16 protein-coding genes are annotated in these 20,915 nt (G+C 46.8%); 5 read left to right on the forward strand and 11 right to left on the reverse strand.

Going from position 1 to position 20,915, the window contains the following annotated elements; translation table 11 throughout:
- Nucleotides 1-13: 13 nt before the first annotated feature.
- Genes IT392_05440 through IT392_05465 form a run of 6 tightly spaced genes read right to left on the reverse strand, consistent with a single transcriptional unit; the run spans nucleotide 14 to nucleotide 7,923 of the window.
- Nucleotides 14-1,621, reverse strand: coding sequence for a hypothetical protein (locus tag IT392_05440; protein ID MCC6543932.1), 1,608 nt, complete (start codon nucleotides 1,619-1,621; stop codon nucleotides 14-16).
- Between the two features lie 8 nt (nucleotides 1,622-1,629).
- Nucleotides 1,630-2,469: an alpha/beta hydrolase gene (locus IT392_05445; protein ID MCC6543933.1), complete on the reverse strand. Its 840-nt coding sequence runs from the start codon at nucleotides 2,467-2,469 to the stop codon at nucleotides 1,630-1,632.
- Between the two features lie 35 nt (nucleotides 2,470-2,504).
- Nucleotides 2,505-2,978, reverse strand: coding sequence for a YbaK/EbsC family protein (locus tag IT392_05450; protein ID MCC6543934.1), 474 nt, complete (start codon nucleotides 2,976-2,978; stop codon nucleotides 2,505-2,507).
- A gap of 41 nt (nucleotides 2,979-3,019) precedes the next feature.
- On the reverse strand, nucleotides 3,020-3,472 hold the full coding sequence (locus IT392_05455) for a MarR family transcriptional regulator (GenBank protein ID MCC6543935.1): 453 nt from the start codon (nucleotides 3,470-3,472) through the stop codon (nucleotides 3,020-3,022).
- Nucleotides 3,473-3,531: 59 nt separating this feature from the next.
- Nucleotides 3,532-6,693, reverse strand: coding sequence for an efflux RND transporter permease subunit (locus tag IT392_05460; GenBank protein ID MCC6543936.1), 3,162 nt, complete (start codon nucleotides 6,691-6,693; stop codon nucleotides 3,532-3,534).
- 12 nt (nucleotides 6,694-6,705) lie between these two features.
- Complete coding sequence (locus IT392_05465) at nucleotides 6,706-7,923, reverse strand: efflux RND transporter periplasmic adaptor subunit (GenBank protein ID MCC6543937.1); 1,218 nt, start codon at nucleotides 7,921-7,923, stop codon at nucleotides 6,706-6,708.
- 274 nt (nucleotides 7,924-8,197) lie between these two features.
- Here IT392_05465 and uvrA point away from each other — a divergent pair, with 274 nt between their 5' ends.
- Nucleotides 8,198-11,047, forward strand: a complete 2,850-nt coding sequence (gene uvrA, locus IT392_05470; protein MCC6543938.1) for an excinuclease ABC subunit UvrA — start codon at nucleotides 8,198-8,200, stop codon at nucleotides 11,045-11,047.
- 15 nt (nucleotides 11,048-11,062) lie between these two features.
- Here uvrA and cydB read toward each other — a convergent pair whose 3' ends face one another.
- Together cydB and IT392_05480 are read right to left on the reverse strand one after the other, a co-directional pair.
- On the reverse strand, nucleotides 11,063-12,082 hold the full coding sequence (gene cydB, locus IT392_05475; protein ID MCC6543939.1) for a cytochrome d ubiquinol oxidase subunit II: 1,020 nt from the start codon (nucleotides 12,080-12,082) through the stop codon (nucleotides 11,063-11,065).
- The gene (locus IT392_05480; protein ID MCC6543940.1) at nucleotides 12,073-13,380 is read right to left on the reverse strand and encodes a cytochrome ubiquinol oxidase subunit I; all 1,308 of its coding nucleotides are present in this window, start codon (nucleotides 13,378-13,380) and stop codon (nucleotides 12,073-12,075) included. Before IT392_05480 ends, cydB begins: the two co-directional genes overlap by 10 nt.
- Before the next feature lie 145 nt (nucleotides 13,381-13,525).
- Here IT392_05480 and IT392_05485 point away from each other — a divergent pair, with 145 nt between their 5' ends.
- The 3 genes from IT392_05485 (at nucleotide 13,526) to IT392_05495 (ending at nucleotide 15,335) form a co-directional block, all read left to right on the forward strand.
- Nucleotides 13,526-13,852, forward strand: coding sequence for a DMT family protein (locus IT392_05485; protein MCC6543941.1), 327 nt, complete (start codon nucleotides 13,526-13,528; stop codon nucleotides 13,850-13,852).
- Nucleotides 13,853-13,959: 107 nt separating this feature from the next.
- Nucleotides 13,960-14,322, forward strand: coding sequence for a zinc ribbon domain-containing protein (locus tag IT392_05490; protein MCC6543942.1), 363 nt, complete (start codon nucleotides 13,960-13,962; stop codon nucleotides 14,320-14,322).
- Between the two features lie 17 nt (nucleotides 14,323-14,339).
- Nucleotides 14,340-15,335, forward strand: a complete 996-nt coding sequence (locus IT392_05495) for a ribonuclease Z (protein ID MCC6543943.1) — start codon at nucleotides 14,340-14,342, stop codon at nucleotides 15,333-15,335.
- A gap of 32 nt (nucleotides 15,336-15,367) precedes the next feature.
- Here the strand turns inward: IT392_05495 and ribA are convergent, their stop codons facing one another.
- Genes ribA through IT392_05510 form a run of 3 tightly spaced genes read right to left on the reverse strand, consistent with a single transcriptional unit; the run spans nucleotide 15,368 to nucleotide 17,845 of the window.
- Nucleotides 15,368-16,114: a GTP cyclohydrolase II gene (gene ribA, locus IT392_05500; protein ID MCC6543944.1), complete on the reverse strand. Its 747-nt coding sequence runs from the start codon at nucleotides 16,112-16,114 to the stop codon at nucleotides 15,368-15,370.
- 24 nt (nucleotides 16,115-16,138) lie between these two features.
- Nucleotides 16,139-16,975: an MBL fold metallo-hydrolase gene (locus IT392_05505; protein MCC6543945.1), complete on the reverse strand. Its 837-nt coding sequence runs from the start codon at nucleotides 16,973-16,975 to the stop codon at nucleotides 16,139-16,141.
- Between the two features lie 21 nt (nucleotides 16,976-16,996).
- Entirely contained in the window at nucleotides 16,997-17,845 is an 849-nt protein-coding gene (locus tag IT392_05510; GenBank protein MCC6543946.1) for a tRNA (adenine-N1)-methyltransferase, read from the reverse strand.
- A 145-nt stretch (nucleotides 17,846-17,990) separates the two neighbouring features.
- On the opposite strand from IT392_05510, the gene IT392_05515 reads away from it, so the two are divergent.
- Nucleotides 17,991-20,912: a GAF domain-containing protein gene (locus tag IT392_05515; protein MCC6543947.1), complete on the forward strand. Its 2,922-nt coding sequence runs from the start codon at nucleotides 17,991-17,993 to the stop codon at nucleotides 20,910-20,912.
- Nucleotides 20,913-20,915: the final 3 nt, after the last annotated feature.

Consider the following 20,915-nt stretch of genomic DNA (forward strand, 5'->3'; position numbering starts at 1 on the left):
CCATAATCCCCCATTATTCGACAGAGAAGTATACATCATTCGGACTTGCCGTTGTTGACAACTGAGTGTTGCGGTAATCTGTCCAGATGACGTATGCCTTTCCATCTGCCACAGATATGCCCGGTTTCTCATGCCATGCCAGTCCACTAACACTATCTCCTGCATCATCATTAACTATCCGGTTGGTTGTAAAACCTGTACCGTCACTGCTCTTTGCAAAATATATATCTTTTACCCCATTTCGCCAATCATCCCATACAACATAGATATTGGAATCATCAGCAGCGATTGCAGGATATGCTGCACCGCCGAAGAAACCTGAGCTGACGCTATCAGTAACAGACAGTGTCGTATTTATCAGCGAGAGTGTCCCCCCGTCTACAATTGCAAGGTCAATGTCGTACGAATTAATTACCTCACTCACAAATTTAGGTTCAGTTATCAGTGCCCTCTGCCATACGATATATACCTCGCAAACAGGATCTCCTGGTGTATTACAAACAGGATCAACCGCTATTGATGGAACCCTTGCATTGTAGCCAGATGTCAATCCAATATCCAGTGAAACCCCTGGAATCCCACTGCTAATCTTTTTGAGCTTTATGCGGGTCGGGATGGATGGAAACTGCACTAGTTCTTCACCCAGGTCTTCCCATACGACATAGGCAGAACCAGCCGGGTCCATAGCTACTGACGGCCGTCTCCCTGCTAATGAAAGATACGCCCCGGCAGAAAAGGTGCTCCCAAGATTAATGCTCCAGGCATAATATATGGCCGGATAATTATCGCCACTATAATCCCTGTGCTCCCATGTTATATATATTTCATCAGAGTTTATAGCAATAGATGGAGAGGTATCGTAATCAAGGTTTCCTGTTGTATCGGCGTTGATCTTCTTTATTGACTCAAAACCAGAGACTCTGTCATATTTTCTGAACAGGATATCAGCGTCACCCTGCCCCCTGTCCTCCCATGTAATATATATATTTCCGGAGCTATCTGCGGCTATTGCCGGCGAGAACTGCTCTCCCAGTGACGAGCTGTCAACAAGTACCGGCAAATCAAAACTACTGCCGCCATTAATGCTCCTGGTAAAATAAGCCTTGTACAAGCCCGACGAATTATCAGACCATACGACATAGACCCTTACAGTCCCTGTATCTGCATCTTTAAATACCGCAATATTTTTTTGTCCTGAGGAGTATGTGTTCGCCCTTGATATTCCAGGGTTATAATTGGCGGTTAATCTCATGTTCGCATTAAAGGTTGTCAGGAAGGCTATAGCGCTTGCAGATGTGCCGGTTGTATCAGCAGCCCGTATAACAACCTTCTCAGGCGCTGCTGCAGCATCCGCTGGCGCTGTATATTTACCGTCACTATCTATTGTGCCAACCACATTTTCATTGCCGCCGGGGATGCCGTTTACGCTCCATGCAGCCGCTGTCCCTGCAGGAGTAACAGAAAACCCTTTAGTGTCACCAAGAGTTATGACTGCAGAACGTGGAGAGACAGTGATTATTGACTCTTTATCATTATGCGTTGCACAACCTGACAACGTAAGCAGCAACAGACATATAAACAAGACAATATTGAATCTGAAATCGAAGGTTTTATAAGTCACCCATCCTCTCATTCCGGACCATCCATTCTATCATCCTGAATCGTCTCCTCCACAAACTTTTCAATGGCAAACAGGGTCTTGTCCCTCTCCTCATAAAATCCCATATGCCCGACACCACTCAATATCAAAACCTCAGCATGTCCGGGTTTCATAATCAGCGGCAGCATTTTATCCGGTGGAATAAGCAGGTCATCCCTGCCTATGATAAAAAGAACCGGATACGCTGCGCCTTCAAGCACATGCTGACGGTCCTTCCTGTCACGCATCCCTGCAAGTGCCGCAATGAGACCATCCTCGGGGATGACCATTGCAGCCGACAGCGTCTTTCCCACCTGCCCCTTCATCTTAATCACATTTGCAGGTGCATACATCTTAGGGATCAACCCCTCCAGAAATGCCTTCTTATCCTTCTTCACCGCCTCAATTGCCTTATCCCTGTCCCGCCTCTTTTCCTCCGGATCTGCCATGGCCGTTGAGTGGAAAAGACAAAGCCCTTTTACCTTCTCCGGGAATAGCTCTGCAAAGGCAAGTGCAGTATATCCCCCCATTGAATGACCAACCACAGTACATCTCTCCACCCCTGCGGACTTGAGAACCGCAGCAGCGCTCTCAGCCTGCATTTCCATTGTATTTATAAATTCACCGGAGCTGTTTCTTACAGCGGGAGGCGAGCTCTTCCCATGACCCAACAGGTCTGGCGTAATAACCCTGAATCTTCTGGACAGGTTGTCACGAAAATAGTCCCATATTTCAGATGATTCACAAAAGCCATGCAGTAAAAGGAGTACATCGCCCTTGCCCTCATCATTGTAATGTATCCTGAAATCTTTGTAGGTGGTCTCTTTCATGCGTAAGGCAGATTATACCACACTGAAAGGGATTTTCAATGCAGATGCTCTGCAAATTCTGCTACCTTTGGCCTGACTATATTATCATAGTCTGTGTAATCCATTACCACTATCTCATAATGATTGCCGGCATTAAAATAAATCTGATCATCTTCTGCGAGTGACTTGTCAACATAGGTCTCAATATCGTAGAGATTTCCAAACGGAGGTTCAGCCCCTGCCTCACAATCCGGGAAGATTGTCTTAAATTCCTCTTCCAAGGCAAGCCGCAAGTCCGTTTCGCTCAAGATATTTTTCAACTTTCTGAAATCCATCCTGCAGCTTGCCGGCATAACTGTCATAATGTACCGCTCCTTCGCCTTGACCATCACAACCTTCGCCATGTTTTTCCCGGATACATGCATTGACTCAGCTATTTCCTGAGCAGTATAAACCTCCTGATGTTTAATTGTATTATAAATGACATTATTCTTCTTCAAGACCGCCTCTACCCTTTCAACAATTGCCATGGCGCACCTCCTTAAACTGTGAATCCCTCGAACTGCATTGATCATCCATTCGAAACAATTCTACGAAGATAAAGCTTCAAGCGTGTGACATCCGTTCTGCTGAAATTATTTAACAGCTCATTCATGACATTTATTGAAACTTCCGGAAGATGAGGGAAAATTTTCATACCCTCGTCGGTAAGGCTGAGATTTACAAGTCTCCTGTCAACCTTTGACCGATCTCTCTTTACCAAATGCTTAGATTCCAACCGATCCAAAGTGCGCGTTATGGATCCCATATCGCAGTCAACCATATACGCAAGCTCTGCAGCAAACTTGCATCTTCCGCTGCCTATCAGCATCAATATCTTCCATTGAGCGGGAGTAGCTTCAGGACACTTTTTCTTAAGTTCCGACGCTAAGGCCCGCTCAAATCTTAAGAATGCAAGCGAGATTAGAAAGCCTACGCTCTCATCCATCTTGTAGTTTCCCAGGGTATAATGAGTTGCTTTCATATGGTCTCCAGATTCTGCTGTGAGCAATTAAAGTCAGATCCAGCAATTTTTGTAATTTATCATTCCTCCGCAGCATCAACGTCAGGCGCTTTCGCTCTCCCTTTATATTTTCCCCTGCCAAACAACCGTGAGACCATCACAAAGAAGAAGGGAATAAATAACAGGTCTATGAAAGTAGCCGAAAGCAGCCCGCCGGTGACGGCGGTGCCGATAGCGTTCTGGGCCGCGGCCCCTGCTCCGCGGGTCAGGGCCAGCGGCAGGGTGCCGAAGAAGAAGGCAAGAGAGGTCATTATGACGGGACGCAGCCTGATCTTCACCGCAGTCAGAGTGGCCTCAACCAGCTCATGCCCCTGCACAAGCTGCCCCTTGATGAACTGGATAATCAGTATAGCGTTCTTTGTGGAAAGCCCAATGGTGGTGAGCAGACCGATCTGCAGATAGATGTCATTGGGCAGTCCCCGAATCGTAACAACGGTAACCGCCCCAACCAGGCCTAAAGGGAGCATCAGCAGATTGACAAAGGGAATGGTCCAGCTCTCATACAAAGCGGCCACGGAGAGGAACACTACCAGAAGCGAGATGGCGTAGAGCGCCGGGGCCTGAGCGCCTGCCTTCTTTTCCTCATAAGAGAGGCCGGTCCATTCGTAGCCTATCCCTGGCGGCAGTTGGGCCGCCATTTTTTCCATTTCAGTCATAGCCTCGCCGGTACTCACCCCGGGCGCTGCCTGTCCCATGATCTCTACGGATGGTATGCCGTTATACCGCTCCAGACGGGGAGAGCCGTACAGCCAATGGGCCTTAGAAAAGGCCGAGAACGGCACCATATCTCCGTTTATGTTTCTTACATACCAGTTGTTGATATCCCTCGGGAGCATCCTGTAACTGGCGTCTGCCTGGAGAAATACCTTCTTTACCCGGCCGTTCTGAATAAAGTCGTTTACGTAGACACTGCCCCATGCAGTGGTCAGAACGCTATTGATGTCGGCCAGGGACAACCCAAGGGCGCCGGCCTTCACATCATCTATATCAAGCTTGAACTGGGGTGAGTCATCCTGGCCGTTGGGCCGCACAGCCATCACTTTCGGGTTTTTCATGGCCATGCCCAGGAGCTGGTTGCGGACCTCCATCAGCCTGTCATGTCCCAGGTTGCCACGGTCCTGCAGTTGAAGATCAAAACCACTGGCCTGCCCCAGTTCCGCAACCGCCGGAGGTGAAAAAGCAAAGACCAGACCGTCCCGGATCTGCGAAAATGCCTTCATAGCCCGGCCGGCAATGGCAGGCGCCTTCAGATCAGGAGTCGGCCGCAGCTTCCAGTCTTTTAGTTTTACAAAGGCGATCCCCATATTCTGGCCCCTGCCGGCAAAGCTGAACCCGGCAACGGTGATTATACCTTCTACTGTCTTGCTCTCCTGTTCAAGAAAATGCCGCTCCATCTGGCGCATCACCTTGATGGTGCGCTCCTGTGTGGCGCCGGCAGGAAGCTGAATCTGGCAGACAATGAATCCCTGGTCCTCATCCGGAAGGAAGGAGGTTGGAAGCCGCAGGAAAAAGAATGCCATAGCCGCAACGATCGCGCCGTACAGCACCAGGTAACGCACCGGCTTACCGAAGGAGCGGCCCACGATACGTTCATACAGCGCCCTGCTGCGCTCAAACGCGTTGTTGAACTGGCGGAAAAACCAGCTAAACCAGCTGGCTGCGCCGGCGTGATGCCCTTTTTCGGCCGTCTTGAGCAGAGTGGCGCAGAGCGCTGGTGTCAGGATCATGGCAACCAGCACGGAGAGGATCATAGCGGAGATAATAGTTATCGAAAACTGGCGGTAGATGACTCCAGTCGATCCTCCAAAAAAGGCCATGGGCAGAAAGACCGCCGTCAGTACTGTGGCAATGCCCCAGAGGGCGCTTGTAATCTGCCCCATGGATTTGATCGTGGCGTCATGGGGAGATAACCCTTCCTCGAGCATTATCCTCTCCACGTTCTCCACCACAACAATGGCGTCGTCCACCAGAAGACCTATAACAATCACCAGGGCGAACATGGTCAGCGTATTGATAGAAAAACCGGCGGCCGCCAGGACGCCCATGGTGCCGAGCAGCACAACCGGCACCGCGATGGTTGGGATCAGGGTGCTCCTGATGTTCTGGAGGAATAGGAACATGATGATAAAGACCAGGAAAACAGCCTCGATCAGGGTCTCTACGACTCCCTTGATCGAGATCTCAATGAACGGCGTGGTATCGTAGGGATAGACCACCTTCATACCGGCAGGAAAGTATTGCGACAACTCCTCCATCTTGGCCTTGATCCGGTTTCCCGTTTCGAGGGCATTGGCGCCCGCCGAGAGACGGACTGCCATTCCGCCCACCGGTTTTCCGTTGTAAAATGACTGGATATCGTAGTTTTCAGTGCCTATCCTGCTCTCGGCCACATCCCTGAGCCTTACCGTCGAACCGTCGGGGTTGGTGCGCAGGATAACAGCGTCAAACTGCTCCGGGGTCTGGAGCAGTGTACGGGCCGTGATAGGGGCGTTCAACTGTTGTCCCGCAGAGGCGGGTGTGCCGCCGAACTGGCCTGCCGAAATCTGGGCATTCTGAGCCTCCAGCGCCGCTATCACATCACCGGTTGTCAGCCTGTAATTACTCAGCCTGGCAGGATCCAGCCATATCCGCATGGCATTCTGAGTGCCGAACATCTGCAGTTCGCCTACTCCTTCCAGCCGGCTGATAATATCCTGGACGTTCGAGACCAGGTAGTCGGTCAGTGCGCTGCGGTCCATGGAGCCGTCTTCCGACACAAGCCCGACGATTATCAGGAAGTTCCTGGTTGACTTGACCACCTGTATCCCTTGCCGCTGCACAATCTGAGGCAGAAGCGGCACAGCCAGTTGCAGCTTGTTCTGCACCTGCACCTGGGCTATGTTAGGGTCGGTGCCTGCCTTGAAGGTCAGGTTGATCGCCACGGCTCCGCTTGAGTCACTGCTGGAAGACATGTAGATCAGGTTGTCTATGCCGTTGAGCTTTTGCTCGATCAACTGCGTAACCGTATCCTGCACAGTCTGGGCCGAAGCACCAGGATACGAGGCATTAATGGTAATCTGAGGCGGTGCGATGGGAGGATACTGGGCAACCGGCAGCGTCATGATCGCCAGAAAACCCGCAAGCATAACCATGATCGCGATCACTATTGCAAAGATGGGCCGATTTATGAAGAATCTGGGCATGAAACGCCTCCTTTATTTATTTACTGCTGTTTTCGGCGTATCAACAGGGCTGGCATCAGCCTTGCTGTCGAATGCAAGGGCCTTTACCGGCGTTCCCGGGCGCGCCTTCTGTAATCCTTCGACGATGACACGATCACCTGCTTTCAGTCCTTCGCTGACCAACCATTTGTCTCCTACAGTCCGGACGACCTTGATGACCCGGGGTTCCACCTTTTCTTCGCTTCCGACAACCAGGACCATGGCATCTCCGGCCGGATTGCGCGTAACACCCCTCTGGGGAACCAGAATCGCATGCTCATTGACACCCTCCTCCAGGACAGCCCTGACAAACATGCCGGGCAGCAACGTCCGCTTCGGATTCGGAAAGATCGCCCGCAGCGTGATGGATCCGGTACTCTGGTCCACTGTAACTTCTGAAAACTTCAGGGTGCCGGGCAATGGATAGACACTGCCGTCCTCCAGAAGCAACTTGACCCGTGTCCGTGCAGTCCCGTCGCTTTTCAACGCACCGCTGGCCAGGCTTTGCTTCAGACGAAGCAGATCGGTGCTGGATTGAGTGACGTCCACATACATGGTGTCAAGCTGTTGGATGGTAGCCAGTGCAGCAGGCTGACTGGCGGTTACCAGAGCGCCGTCCGTAACCGATGAGCGACCGATTCGTCCGGAGATAGGTGCGGTTACCTTCGTATAGGACAGGTTTATACGCGCCGATTCAACAGCGGCCCTGGCAGACTCCACATCGGCCTCTGCCTGATTGAACGCTGCGCCTGCATCATCATAGTCCTGCTGACTGATCACATTTAATGCAATGAGTTCCTTGTAACGCTCGGCCTTAAGCCTGGCGGGGGTGAGATTGGCCTCAGCCCTCGCAAGCGCTGCCTTTGCGCTATCGTAGAACGCCTGGTAGGTGGCAGGGGCGATCTGGTAGAGCAGATCTCCAGCCTTGACATCCGCACCTTCGGTAAACAGGCGTTTCTGGATGATGCCGCTGACCTGGGGCCGCACTTCTGCAATAAGGTAGGCGGAGGTTCGACCATGAAGTTCCGTGGTAAGTGCCACCCTTTGCGTCCGTATTGTAACAACACCCACCTCGGGTGGCCCGGCCGGCGGCATTGTGGCTGCCTTGTCCCCTTTATTACATCCGGCCAGCGTCAGGGTCACAACTACAATTCCAGCCAGGATAATACCGGCCTTGCAACATTTCTTGATGTATATCTCAATAAATCTCATGCTTCAATCCTCCGTCTCAGTAATATGAATATGTTAAACTATTTGTCTTTGTGCCTTGTTGGCAAGCTTTTCAGCAAGTTAAACGGATTAACGCATAGTTGGTCCTCAATCATAGATTTCAGAATATCTGCATCATTTATTATTGTCAAGACAATAACTGCCTGAACAATATTGTCTGAAAAAGATTGAAAAAATGGATCACGTGCAATCGCAATGCATTTAAATATGCTATAATATTCTGTTAAGTTTACTATCAATAATTATTTTCAATATCATGAGCAGCAAGTATCTTATCATCCAGGGCGCCAGGCAAAACAATCTCAAGAACATTAACCTGTCAATTCCCCACAATAAGGTTACTGTAATAACAGGGATTAGCGGGTCAGGCAAGTCATCCCTTGCCTTTGACACCATATTTGCAGAGGGTCAGTGGCGCTATATCGAGTCACTCTCATCTTATTCAAGGATGTTCATAGAAAAAATAGACAGACCTGATGTTGATGCTATAAGAAATATCAGGCCTGCCATTGCCATCGAGCAGAAAAACAGCGTCAGGTCGTCACGATCAACTGCAGGAACAGCAACAGAGATTTATGACTACCTTCGGCTTTTATTTGCAAAGGCCGGCAGGGTCGTCTGTCCGGTGTGTAATATTGATGTCCGGTCGTATAATCCTTCCGCTGTCTTAAGCAAGTTAATGGATAATTATGACGGCCAGAGGGCTTTCATCCTTTCTCCATTAATCATAGCTGATGAAGTTGTTTCCAATACGAAAAACAAAAAACCGGTGAAGACCAATAAGAACCGGGTGTCAAACAAGGAGGCATTAAACACCCTCCTCGGCAATCTTGCAGGGAGGGGATTTTTCAGGTTCAAGTCGGGGGACGAGATATTTACCCTTCCCGGTGAACTCCCTTCAGGTATAGAAGAACATTATTCAAAAGGTGATGTACATACTGTCATTGACCGTATATCTATTAATCCGGAAAGCCGCAAGAGGATATCTGATTCTATTGAACTTGCATTCAGGGAAGGCGGGGGAAGTATTCTCATAGATATTATTGGGCGTGAGACCCTGAGGTTCGACACTAAATTCAAGTGTCATAAATGTGATACCGTTTTTAAGAAACCCGAACCACTCCTTTTCTCATTCAATCATCCGGTCGGGGCCTGCACCCAATGCAAGGGTTTCGGAGATATACTCCAGTATGATGAAGACCTCATAGTTCCGGACAAGCACCTCACACTTGAAGATGGTGCAATAGAACCATGGACCAAACCTGCCTATACCTGGTGGCAGGAACAGTTTTTAACTGCAGCAGAAAAACAGGGCATAGACAAGTCCAAACCTTATAATAAACTCTCACAGGATGAGAAAGACAAGCTGTTCAAAGGTACCCCTGATTTCAAAGGCATTAATGACTTCTTCTCATACCTTGAAGGAAAGCGCTATAAGCTTCACGTAAGGGTATTCATCAGCCGCTACAGGAGCCCTTCCAGATGCCCATCCTGCAAGGGGGCAAGGCTTAGGCCAGAGGCCCTTAATGTAAGGATAGGAGATGCAGGGGAAGGAAAAGGTATAAATATACAGGAGATCTGCGATATGCCTGTAAGCGGGCTTTACAAATGGTTCTCGTCCCTGAAGCTGACTCAGTTCGAAGAAGATGTAGCAAAAGATATAAAAAAACAGATAGAGATGAAGATAGGTTTTCTCATAAAGATCGGCCTCGATTATCTGACCCTTAATCGTCAGACAAGAACGCTTTCCGGTGGTGAATCTCAGAGAATAAACCTGTCAAATCAACTTGGATCAAGACTTGTAGGCACACTCTATGTACTCGATGAACCAAGCATCGGTCTTCATGCAAGGGATACCGGCATGCTTGCAGATATAGTGCAGGAGATTGCAGAGTCGGGCAACACGGTGATCGTTGTTGAGCACGACAAGACCATGATAGAGTCCGGAGATTACATTGTAGAGATGGGACCAGGAGGCGGAGAGAACGGCGGAGAGGTGGTTTTTTCAGACAATAAAGATAAATTCAGGAAATCTGACTGTCTTACTGCACGATATATCCGCGGTGAGAAGTATATACGACTGCCATCTGTAAGAAGGGCGGGGAGCGGAAAGTTTCTCATATTAAGCGGGGCACGGGAACATAACCTGAAGGATATCACGCTGAAGATACCTCTTCGAACCCTTACATGTATAACAGGCGTCTCCGGTTCAGGCAAAAGCACATTGATTCAGGACACCCTCTACAGGGCAATCGCCCGTGTCTTCAGGCTTAATTTCGAGAAGATGGGGAAGTTTGAGCGGCTTTATGGAGCAGAGCACCTGCGGGGCACAAGACTGATTGACCAGAAACCAATAGGCAGGACTCCAAGGTCAAACCCTATTACCTACATCAAGGGATTTGATGTTATCAGAAAACTATTCGCATCACAGAGGGAGGCACGGACTGCGGGACTAACGCCCTCTGCGTTTTCATTCAACACCAAAGGCGGGCGGTGTGAGTCATGTCAGGGAAGCGGCTATCAACGTCTCGAGATGTATTTCTTTGAAGACCTTTATGTTACCTGTGATAAGTGTGAGGGAGAGCGCTACAGGCCGGAGGTACTGAAGATCAGATATAAGGGAATGAATATAAGTGACATACTAAAGATGACAATAAGCGAGGCAGAAATCTTCTTTACTAATGAGGACTCCCTCAGGGACAACCTCCATCTGCTTAACGAGGTGGGACTTGGTTATCTGAGGCTCGGGCAACCTGCAACCACATTATCCGGCGGCGAGGCGCAGAGATTAAAGATATGCAGTGAGATATGGAGAAGGGATGCAAGAGACATCTTATACCTTTTAGATGAACCGACAACAGGATTGCACTTTGATGACATAAGAAAACTCCTCAATGTCTTCAACCTCCTTGTGGAGAGGGGGAACACAGTCGTTGTCATAGAGCACAACATGGATGTGATAAAGTCTGCAGATTACATAGTGGACCTCGGACCGGAGGGCGGCGAAAATGGCGGGGAGATTGTGGCAGAAGGGACACCTGAGGAGGTAGCTGAGTGCAATAAATCATATACCGGCAGGTTCCTTAAAGAGTGCCTTCCGATATAGGACTCAATTATTCTGTCATTCATAACCTTCATCCTGCAGCACGACCTTTCCCCTGAATACACGATTAATTAAGACCGCATACACGGTAATAATTGGAAGGGCGATCAGTGCAATAATCAGCATTACCTTTAATGTGTACGGTCCTGCTGACGCGTTATAGGCAGTCAGATTATAAAGCGGATTAATAGTTGATGGAAGCATATCCGGAAAGAGGGTCAGTCCAAGCAGACACATTATTGAAACAATCATTACTGCAGAGGTTGTAAATGCCCTGCCATATTGACCGCGTCTGTTTGCGAAAGGTAGATAAATAATGGATGCAAGATTTATTATTGCGAGAGGGATTAACAGTGGTTTGTTTACCAGGCCTTCAAACATATCCGGTAATGAGTAAACAGTGACTGCAATTGCAGAGGAATAGAGGATTATAAAGACAACCCATGCAGTAAACAGGAGCCTCTTTACCCTTTGAAGATACAGGCCGTCAGCCTTTAATGTCAAATATACCGCACCGTGCATGGTAAACAGGGCCAGGACAAGTATACCGGTAAAAACAGAAAATGTATTGAACAGCGGCAATGACTGTATGGCAACAATATGCCCCTCATCAACAGGCAATCCCTGGAGGATATTGCCGAGCATAATGCCAAACAATACAGCTGTCGAAAGACTTCCTATCCCAAAGCCCCAATCCCAGAACCTTTTCCAGCCTTCGGATATTGCCTTATTACGAATCTCGATAGATAAGGCCCTTAAGATTAATGAAAACATCAGGAGAAAAAATAAAATATAGAATGCACTCAGGACTGTAGCGTAGACAACAGGAAAAACAGCGAACAGGGCCCCGCCTTCTGTTACAAGCCAGACCTCATTGCCATCCCAGAGTGGACCTATAGCACTGATATTAACACGCCTCTCATGTTCATCCCTTGCGAACAGGTGTAAGAACCCTACCCCCAGGTCATAACCATCAAGTATGGTGTAAACTGTAATAAGAAAGCCAATCAACAGGAACCATACCATGTTCAGGTCCATTTATTTATCTCCCTCCTGACAAGATAAACGTATAATCCGCCAATAAGTGTATACAGGATAACAAACATACTAAGTGTAAATAATACATTTGCAGCCGGTAAATTTATGGTCGCACCTGCTGCTGTTTTCATGACCCTGTAGATAATCCAGGGCTGCCGCCCAACCTCAGCGGCGATCCATCCAAGCTGGGAGGCAATAATCGGGAGCGGCATAGACCAGACAAGTAATCGCAGAAATTTCTTTGAATTAAACAGTCTACCGCGATAGAGTTTAATGACACCGTACAGTGTCAGAATAATAAAATATATACCAAGTATCACCATCGTGCGAAATGCAATAAATGGAATAAGCCTGGGGGGCAACTCATCCGGAGGAAATTCTTTAACACCCTTAATCACTGCACTTGCATCACTAAATGTAATAAGGCTCAGGAGACCGGGAATCTTTACCGCCCATTTAAGCTCATCCTGACCATTCGTCGGAATCCCGAATAAAACAAAAGGGGCATATGCCCGGGTCTCTTCTACAGCCTCAAGGACGGCAAACTTCTCCGGCTGAGTAAGGGCAACCTGTTTTGCGTGTTCATGACCAATGGGCATAACCTGAAGCACTGTTAAGATAAGACCCGCAATGATGGAGTACTTCAGCAACTTTCGTGCAGCATCAACCTTCCTGTTCTTAAGAAGCAGATATGATGAAATCCCTGCTACAAAAAAAGTCCCGGAAATAAATGTTGCATCCATTGTATGAAAATACCGCTGTAATGTTGACGGGTTAAATATAACTTCACTGAAGTCCGTCAACACCACCCTTCCATCCTTAATAACAAATCCCGCAGGTGTCTGCTGCCACGAGTTCGCCGCCAGTATCCAGAAGGCAGAAATAGTAGAAGCTGCGGCAACCATAAATATGGACAGCAGGTGTATTGTGCGCGGCACCTTATTCCTCCCGAATAAATAGAGACCGAGAAAGAAGGCTTCAATCATAAAGGCAATAAGCCCTTCTGCAGCAAGCAAAGGACCAAATACGTCACCGGAGAACTTTGAAAACGCTGACCAGTTCATACCTATCTGGAACTCCATGACTATACCTGTGGCAGTACCTGTTACAAATGTAATGGCAAACAGCCTGCTGAAAAATTTTGCTGCCTCAAGATAAACCTCTCCATCTCTTAGTCTCCAGCCAAGCAGCTCAATGACTACAAGCCACCAGGCCAATCCAATACTAATGGATACAAAGATGAAATGAAACGAGATCGTCAGAAAGAATTGAAGACGGGATAAAATGACAACATCCAATAAGAATTTCTCCTGTCATGTATCATCACTTTTTTAACATACAAAGCCCTTTGACGACCCTTGCCTTCATATTAACATATTGTGGAAAAAGGGACAGGATATTTAAACATTTTTTATAAATTGTGTTACAATAACGACCCGGAAAATGACAACGGTAATCCTGTTAACTATATCCAATATATTCATGACTATCGCATGGTATGGTCACCTTAAATATAAAGACACTGCACTCTGGAAGGTCATACTAATCAGCTGGCTTATCGCTTTTCTTGAATACTGTTTCCAGGTCCCGGCAAACCGTATAGGACATCATGATTTCTCTGCCGCACAGTTAAAGACTATTCAGGAGGTGATAACCCTCATCGTCTTTTCAGTCTTTTCAATCTTATATCTTAAGGAAGAGTTCAGGTGGAATTATGCAGTGGGATTTCTTTTTATGATAGGGGCGGTCTTTTTTATTTTCAAAAAATAACCGGGGAGATTTGGCATTCCCAATATGATGGGATATTCAGACTCCTGTCAATGGAGTACATGGACATTTGATAATTCCATATCAGAAATGATATTATAAATTGCATCATGCCAATTTATGAATACAAATGCAACAATTGTCGGAAGAAGGTGACAGTTCTTCTCTTGAACCGGTCGTCTCAGGAGCCTGTTTGCATGCATTGCGGCAGTAATGAACTGACACGTCTTTTCTCCCGATTTGCAGCTCCCAAGTCTGAGGAGGCACGGCTTGAATCACTGGCTGATCCCGGCAAGTGGGGTGATATTGATGAGAACAATCCAGCCAGCGTTGCAAAATTCATGAAAAAGATGGGTAAGGAATTTGGTGATGAACTTGGAGAGGACTTTGAGCAGGAGGTTGAATCTGCTGTTGAAGAGGCATCTCTGGGAGAAGATGGTTCTCCTGACTCCCCGATTCCGGACCTGTCATGAACTTATAAACCTGCCTTATGAAGCCCCTATTACATGCCTCTTTAATAAACGGCCCTTTTGATGATCCGGGTCTCTATATTGATATAATGTGGGACAGACGGGCACTGCTGTTTGATGCAGGAGATGTCTCACGGCTTAATGCATCTCAATTGCTGAAGGTTTCCGACATCTTTGTATCTCACACTCATATGGACCACTTCATTGGATTTGATAGTATCTTAAGGACTGTCCTGAACCGGGATAAGACAATGAGAATTTTCGGTCCGACAGGGATCACTGACTGTATTGAAGGCAAGTTGAGGGGTTATACGTGGAACCTGACAAAAGATTATCTTCTCGTTCTTAGAATTACCGAGGTAAACGCCGGAATTTTAAAAATGACTGAGTTCCACGCAAGAGATGGTTTCAGACGGCGTGACTTAAGCAACAAACCTTTTTCCGGGATTATTTTAGATGAAGATATGCTTACAGTATATTGCGCGTCTCTTGATCATAAAATTACTTCGCTTGCATTTGCCCTGAAAGAAAGATTTCACATCAATATAGACAGGGAAAAACTTGATCGTCTGAACCTTCCGGTTGGCCCGTGGCTCAGGAGCTTCAAGCAGGCACTATGGGAAGGAGCTCCTGACAGCGAGAGGATTAAGATAACCGGAAGCGATGCTGAAGATGGCAGCCGGACCTTCACCTTAGGTGAATTAGCAGACAAGATTACAACAATCACAGAGGGACAGAAGTTATCCTATATTGTTGATGCAGTCTATAATTCAGAAAATGAGGAAAAGATCATATCGCTCTCAAGAGATTCGGATATCATGTATTGTGAAGCGGCATTTCTTGATAAAGACAGTGGGATAGCATCGGAACGGTTTCATCTTACCGCTAAACAGGCTGGTCAGCTGGCTCAGAAGGCATGCGTTAAAGAGCTGGTTATCTTTCACTTCTCGCCTCGGTATAGAGACAATCCTGATGAAATATATAAAGAGGCTATGCAGGCATTCCGGGGGGCTTAGTTTTTAATCCACTTCATTACCCCGTTTAACGATTATCTTATTTTTCGTTTTTTGAAAACCGGGATATCCATCTGTTCCTGGAAACGGCCTGCTACCCCTTCCAGGAGATGCCCCAACTTCTTCTCCTTTGTCTCAAGATAGAAGCGGTTGTGTTTATTTGGAGAGATAATTAATGGTATTCTCTCTGTCACCTCAACACCATACTGTTTAAGCTCTGCAATCTTCTGAGGATTGTTTGTCATAAGCCGGACTGATTTTATCTTCAGAGACTTTATGATGTGCGCTGCAACACTATACTCCCTTTCATCATCATGAAAACCAAGTGCGATATTTGCCTCTCTGGTATCAAGACCTTCTTCCTGAAGGGCATAAGCCCTAACCTTGTTTGCAAGTCCAATACCCCGGCCTTCCTGCCTCAGGTAAATCAACACCCCCATCTTCATCCTGCCGATAGCCCTGAGCGCAGTAACAAGCTGGTCCTGGCAATCACACCTGAGCGAACCAAACACATCGCCGGTCACACACTCTGAATGCAGTCTGACAACCACATCTTCCTGTTCCACAACTTTTCCATGAATAACTGCGGCATGCTCTTTGTTGTCCATGTTATTGGAAAACGCCGCTACCTGAAACTGCCCATATCGCGATGGCAGATTAGCCATGGATTCTATCCTGACACAAATCTTATCACGGCCTATTCCGCAGCATTCATGGTCTTTGTTTTCATCCAGAAGGTCTTTGATGTCTTTCTTCGACAATCCAGTAATTGAGTCCTTCATTTTATGAGCGCCTTTCATCATGATTTAAAAGAACGGGTTATGCTCCGATTCCTCTGCAACTGTAGTAGCGGGACCATGTCCGGGAAAGATTCTAACCCCTTCATTCAGGGATAAGATTTTTTCTCTCACTTTTTTTAATAGTGTGCTGTACCCGTCACAACTGAAAGGTCTGCCTATGGAACCTGCAAAGAGGGTGTCTCCTGAAAAACAGTAATCCCTGGTAGTATAGCATGTACTTCCACCGGTATGCCCTGGTGTTGAAACAGCCTTAATGGAATATCTTCCTGTCTTAAAATCCATACCATCCTTTACTATGCATCCGTTTTTCTTCATATCGTCCGTTAAACCTTCAGATGCTTCTCCATAAGGTATACATATTTTCGCACCCGAAGAATGAAAAATCTCTCTTAACCCGCCAATGTGATCAGAGTGACAATGTGTCAGGAAGATATATCGCAACTCTGATCCTATGTCCTTCAAATATCTTAAGACAGTCCTGCTGTCATTTGCAGTGTCAAATAGTGCCGCCTCCCTTGCAACACTGTCATAGAGGAAGTAACCGTTAACTTTATATGATCCTATTGAACCGGAGACAACAATAACATCAGATACGAGCTCCTGCGAATAAACACGGGGATACCACTTTCCTGAGGCTATCCCATAAAGCTTCTCAGGGTCGAGACCGAGAACAGCGGCAATAGTTCCTGATTCTTCTTCAGAAGGTCTGTATCCGTATGACTCCATATCTTCCAATACAGAAACAGCTAATCCGGACATGTCAGCTGCCTGTCTTATGGTCAGTCCAAGACCTGTCCGTGCCTTTTGAATAATGTCACCAAACTCGTCTTCTAACGGTTCCATGATAACTTGAAAGACCCACCCTCACCCTCCCCTCTCCACGAAGGAGAGGGAATTTTCATCAAGCTCCGGTTCATGATGGTTCACCCGCAAATCCTTTGTAAACACTACTTTTCTTGCAGTTGTTATAAAACCAGTATGAGCAACCATTCTGTGATCCGGTCTTACGCTATTGTCCTCTACATGCCAGGTCCTGAACAGTGTCTCGCTTGTCTCAATATGAATAAAATTACCCGATTCCTTCAATGTCCGTACCACTGTCGAGACCTGCAGTATGGTGGGCAGATAACAGAGGAAGATGCCGCCATTTCTTAATGTTTGTACTGCATGCGGCACAACCCTCCATGGCTCCGGAAGGTCTAAGATTATCCTGTCTACACCTTCCTCCTCTATGCCATTGTAAATGTCCTGCTCTCTGATTATCAGATTATTGGTCTTTCCATTATAAAGCTGTATGTTTTCAAATGCCCTCTTGCTAAAATCTTCTCTTACTTCATATGAAATTACAACACCCGACTCTCCGACAGCCCTGAGCAATGCCATAGTTAATGCCCCTGAACCAATACCAGCCTCAACCACTGTGGCCGAAGGGTATATATCCCCGCAAATCAGGATCGTCCCTATGTCTTTAGGATATATTACCTGAGCCCCGCGCGGCATCTTAAGGATGTATTCTGAAAGGGTTGGTCTCAGGACTATAAATTTACTCCCCCTTGATAATGTAACTGTAGTTCCATCCTCCTGGCCAATAATGTCATCGTGAGGAATCTTCTCTCCACTAAACTGAAACACCTTGCCTCTGCAAAGTAAGAGGGGATATTGTCTCCCTTTTCTATCAATAAAATGAACCCGGTCTCCATCGCAAAACTTCATATCAGCATTATCATAACTGAACATAGATTAGATTGCAATTATGCATTGCACGATAACAGGAGGTTCCGGACCCATAATTGCCTATAACATGGAATTTTGTTAGTATAGCAATTGCTGGCACCTTTTAAATTCGGAGCAGAGAGATATGACTGATGAATCCGGTAAAACCGCAGAGAAACTTGACACAGACTTACTAAGCCTTGAGATATTGAGTGAAATCAGCAGGATCGCCCATTCAACTCTTGAACTCAAAGAGAGATTGAATGCCATAGTCAACACAACAGCAGTGAAGATGGGGGTTGACTGCTGTTATGTCTCGTTATTGGAAAAGGATGAGATAAGCCTGACACTAAAAGCTGCAAGGGGACTTGATTCCAGCGCAATTGATAAAGTCATTCTAAAAGTTGGAGAGGGTGTAAACGGCTGGGTCGCTAAAGAAATGACGCCTGTAGCCCTGAGAGATGCACATGCTGACCCCAGGTTCAAGTTCATCGCTGAGACAGGAGAGGAGAAATACAGGTCCATGCTTGCGGTCCCGCTGACTGTTCAGGGGAAATGCACCGGGGTACTCACAGTCCAGACCATTGACCCTAAAGATTACCTGGAAGACGAGATAATCCTGCTGACAACAATCGCGCGCGAGGTAGGGGGGATAATCAGAAATGCCCAACTCTATCAGGATATGAATCACAGGCTGCTTGAACTTACATCATTATATGAAATGGGTCAGGCTATCACATCTACACTGGATCTGGATACGATATTAAAAGTAATTATAAAAAACAGCGTCTACGTTATCAGGGCTAAGGGCGGCGTCTTGAGGCTGCTTGAACCTGAGACAAACAGACTGGTGGTTAAAGCATATTGCATGCCTGAGGAAGATGCAACAAAGTTAAAAGACCTGGATATAGGGGAAGGCATAGCTGGCACGATTGCAGCTAATGAGGCCCCTCTGTTGATACCGGACATACAGTCCGCACCCGAATTCAGGGAAATCAACCGGGTAGTGGCATCCACCATGCTTGGTGTACCGCTCAAGTCGAAGGACAGGATTATTGGAACGATTACTCTGTATGATAAATTGCCCGAGACAGCGGAGGGATCTGCAAATTTTACACATGAAGACCAGCAGCTGCTTACCACTATTGCAAGCCAGGCCTCTATCGCCATAGAAAATGCTAAGCTTTATAATCAGACATTAAATAATGCCAGAGAAATGGAGACACTTTTTTCTCTATCAAAAGGGCTTACATCAGTACTGGATCTCCACTTTGTACTCGATTCTGTCCTCAGGATGATAAGCGAGTTACTGGATGCAGATTTTGGAATCCTGACTCTGTATGATGAGGATACAAATGAGCTTGTTACCAAGTCAGTTCACGGCGCTGATCACTCTATTATACCCCGATTAAGATTCAAACTTGGGGATGGAACCACAGGTTGGATCGGTGAACATAAAGAGAGCATGATGCTGGACAAAGTTGATGACAACGACCCGAAGATGGCTATTGTACATCTTAGAAATCTAATGGGTGTACCTTTATTAGTAAAAGACCGTCTTATAGGAACAATAGAAATTGCAAACAAGAGTACCTCACCGGGATTCTCGGCATCAAATCTGATGTTTCTCGCCACATTTGCCGGACATGCCTCCGTGGCAATAGAAAATGCCCGGCTTTATGATCAGACAAAGCGGCTGGCCGAGGAAAACATAAAGAGGGTTATGGAATTATCCATATTACATGAAATTAGCAGTACCCTTGGGACCACACTGGAGCTGGACAAACTGCTTCATATCATACTTACCGGCGTTACCATAGGAGGAGGACTGGGATTCAACAGGGCAATATTATTTCTCTATGATGAAAGGACAAATATGCTTCGGGGGGTGCTTGGAATTGGACCTGACAGCGGCGAAGAGGCACACATGATGTGGAGCAGCCAGCCTTCTTCCGGCAGTCTCAGGGACCGGATATTAAGCGATGATGATATGGCAATACACAAGGCATCCAACATTAATAAGCTGGCAACCAGCATTGAAGTGCCAATTGAGGGCGGCACAAGCGTACTTGCTAAAACAGTCCTTAATAAACAGGGTTACATTATAACAAACGCCCATGACGACCCGCGCGTGCTTCCGGCCTTACGCGATATTATAGGAACAGAGAGCTTTGCTACTGCCCCGTTAATGGCAAAAGGCAAGGTTATAGGCGCAATCTTCGTGGATAACTTATTCACGAAAAAACCAATAACTGAGGACGACATGAGATTCCTTATGATGTTCGCTAATCAGGCAGGTTTAACCATCGAGAATGCGCTTATATATTCCAACCTTGAGGAAACCAATAAAAGCCTGCGGGAGGCTCAGGAAAAATTGATTCAGCAGGAGAAGATGGCTGCATTAGGTGAAATGGCCACAAGTATGGCACATGAAATCAGAAATCCCCTTGTTTCTATAGGAGGCTTCGCAAGGCGCCTTAAGGATAAACCTGTTTCAGGGGATAAGGTAAAGAAATACTCGGAGATCATTTACGAAGAAGTAAGCCGGCTTGAACGAATACTTCAGGAAATATTGGCATTTGCGAGGGAATCCAGGCCTGCATTTGTTGCAACCAACATAAATAAGGTTATTGACGACGTCTTTACACTGTATAAGGATACCTTGAGTTCAAAAGGCATCAGGGTTAAGACTAATATATCACAAGATATGCCTTTAATATCTGCAGACCCCCAGCAGCTTAAGCAGGTTTTCATTAATCTTTTTGCAAACGCCGAGCAGGCTATGGATGAAACCGGCGGTGAGCTGTTAATTGAATCAAGGCTGTCTAATCAGATGCCCCCTGAACTTATTGTAGAGATAAGCAATAGCGGCCCTTCAATACCTCATGACATAATGGCAAATATCTTCAACCCGTTCTTCACTACCAAATCGTCAGGGACAGGCCTTGGTCTGGCTATTGTTCACAGGATAATAGACAGTCATAAAGGTAAGATTCATGTGAAAAACCGTTCAACCCCGGGCGATGGGGTTACTTTTATGATATCATTACCCGTAGATATCAGGTAGGTA

The sequence above is a fragment of the Nitrospirota bacterium genome, assembly GCA_020846775.1.
In the GTDB taxonomy this organism is placed as follows: domain Bacteria; phylum Nitrospirota; class 9FT-COMBO-42-15; order HDB-SIOI813; family HDB-SIOI813; genus RBG-16-43-11.

What these genes read in the sequence shown, in the direction of transcription:
- IT392_05490 (MCC6543942.1), top strand. Translation starts at nt 13,960, where the DNA reads ATGCCAATTTATGAATACAAATGCAACAATTGTCGGAAGAAGGTGACA.
- IT392_05460 (MCC6543936.1), bottom strand. Translation starts at nt 6,693, where the DNA reads ATGCCCAGATTCTTCATAAATCGGCCCATCTTTGCAATAGTGATCGCG.
- IT392_05515 (MCC6543947.1), top strand. Translation starts at nt 17,991, where the DNA reads ATGACTGATGAATCCGGTAAAACCGCAGAGAAACTTGACACAGACTTA.
- IT392_05465 (MCC6543937.1), bottom strand. Translation starts at nt 7,923, where the DNA reads ATGAGATTTATTGAGATATACATCAAGAAATGTTGCAAGGCCGGTATT.
- IT392_05485 (MCC6543941.1), top strand. Translation starts at nt 13,526, where the DNA reads ATGACAACGGTAATCCTGTTAACTATATCCAATATATTCATGACTATC.
- cydB (MCC6543939.1), bottom strand. Translation starts at nt 12,082, where the DNA reads ATGGACCTGAACATGGTATGGTTCCTGTTGATTGGCTTTCTTATTACA.
- ribA (MCC6543944.1), bottom strand. Translation starts at nt 16,114, where the DNA reads ATGAAGGACTCAATTACTGGATTGTCGAAGAAAGACATCAAAGACCTT.
- IT392_05495 (MCC6543943.1), top strand. Translation starts at nt 14,340, where the DNA reads ATGAAGCCCCTATTACATGCCTCTTTAATAAACGGCCCTTTTGATGAT.
- uvrA (MCC6543938.1), top strand. Translation starts at nt 8,198, where the DNA reads ATGAGCAGCAAGTATCTTATCATCCAGGGCGCCAGGCAAAACAATCTC.
- IT392_05445 (MCC6543933.1), bottom strand. Translation starts at nt 2,469, where the DNA reads ATGAAAGAGACCACCTACAAAGATTTCAGGATACATTACAATGATGAG.
- IT392_05510 (MCC6543946.1), bottom strand. Translation starts at nt 17,845, where the DNA reads ATGAAGTTTTGCGATGGAGACCGGGTTCATTTTATTGATAGAAAAGGG.
- IT392_05505 (MCC6543945.1), bottom strand. Translation starts at nt 16,975, where the DNA reads ATGGAACCGTTAGAAGACGAGTTTGGTGACATTATTCAAAAGGCACGG.
- IT392_05450 (MCC6543934.1), bottom strand. Translation starts at nt 2,978, where the DNA reads ATGGCAATTGTTGAAAGGGTAGAGGCGGTCTTGAAGAAGAATAATGTC.
- IT392_05455 (MCC6543935.1), bottom strand. Translation starts at nt 3,472, where the DNA reads ATGAAAGCAACTCATTATACCCTGGGAAACTACAAGATGGATGAGAGC.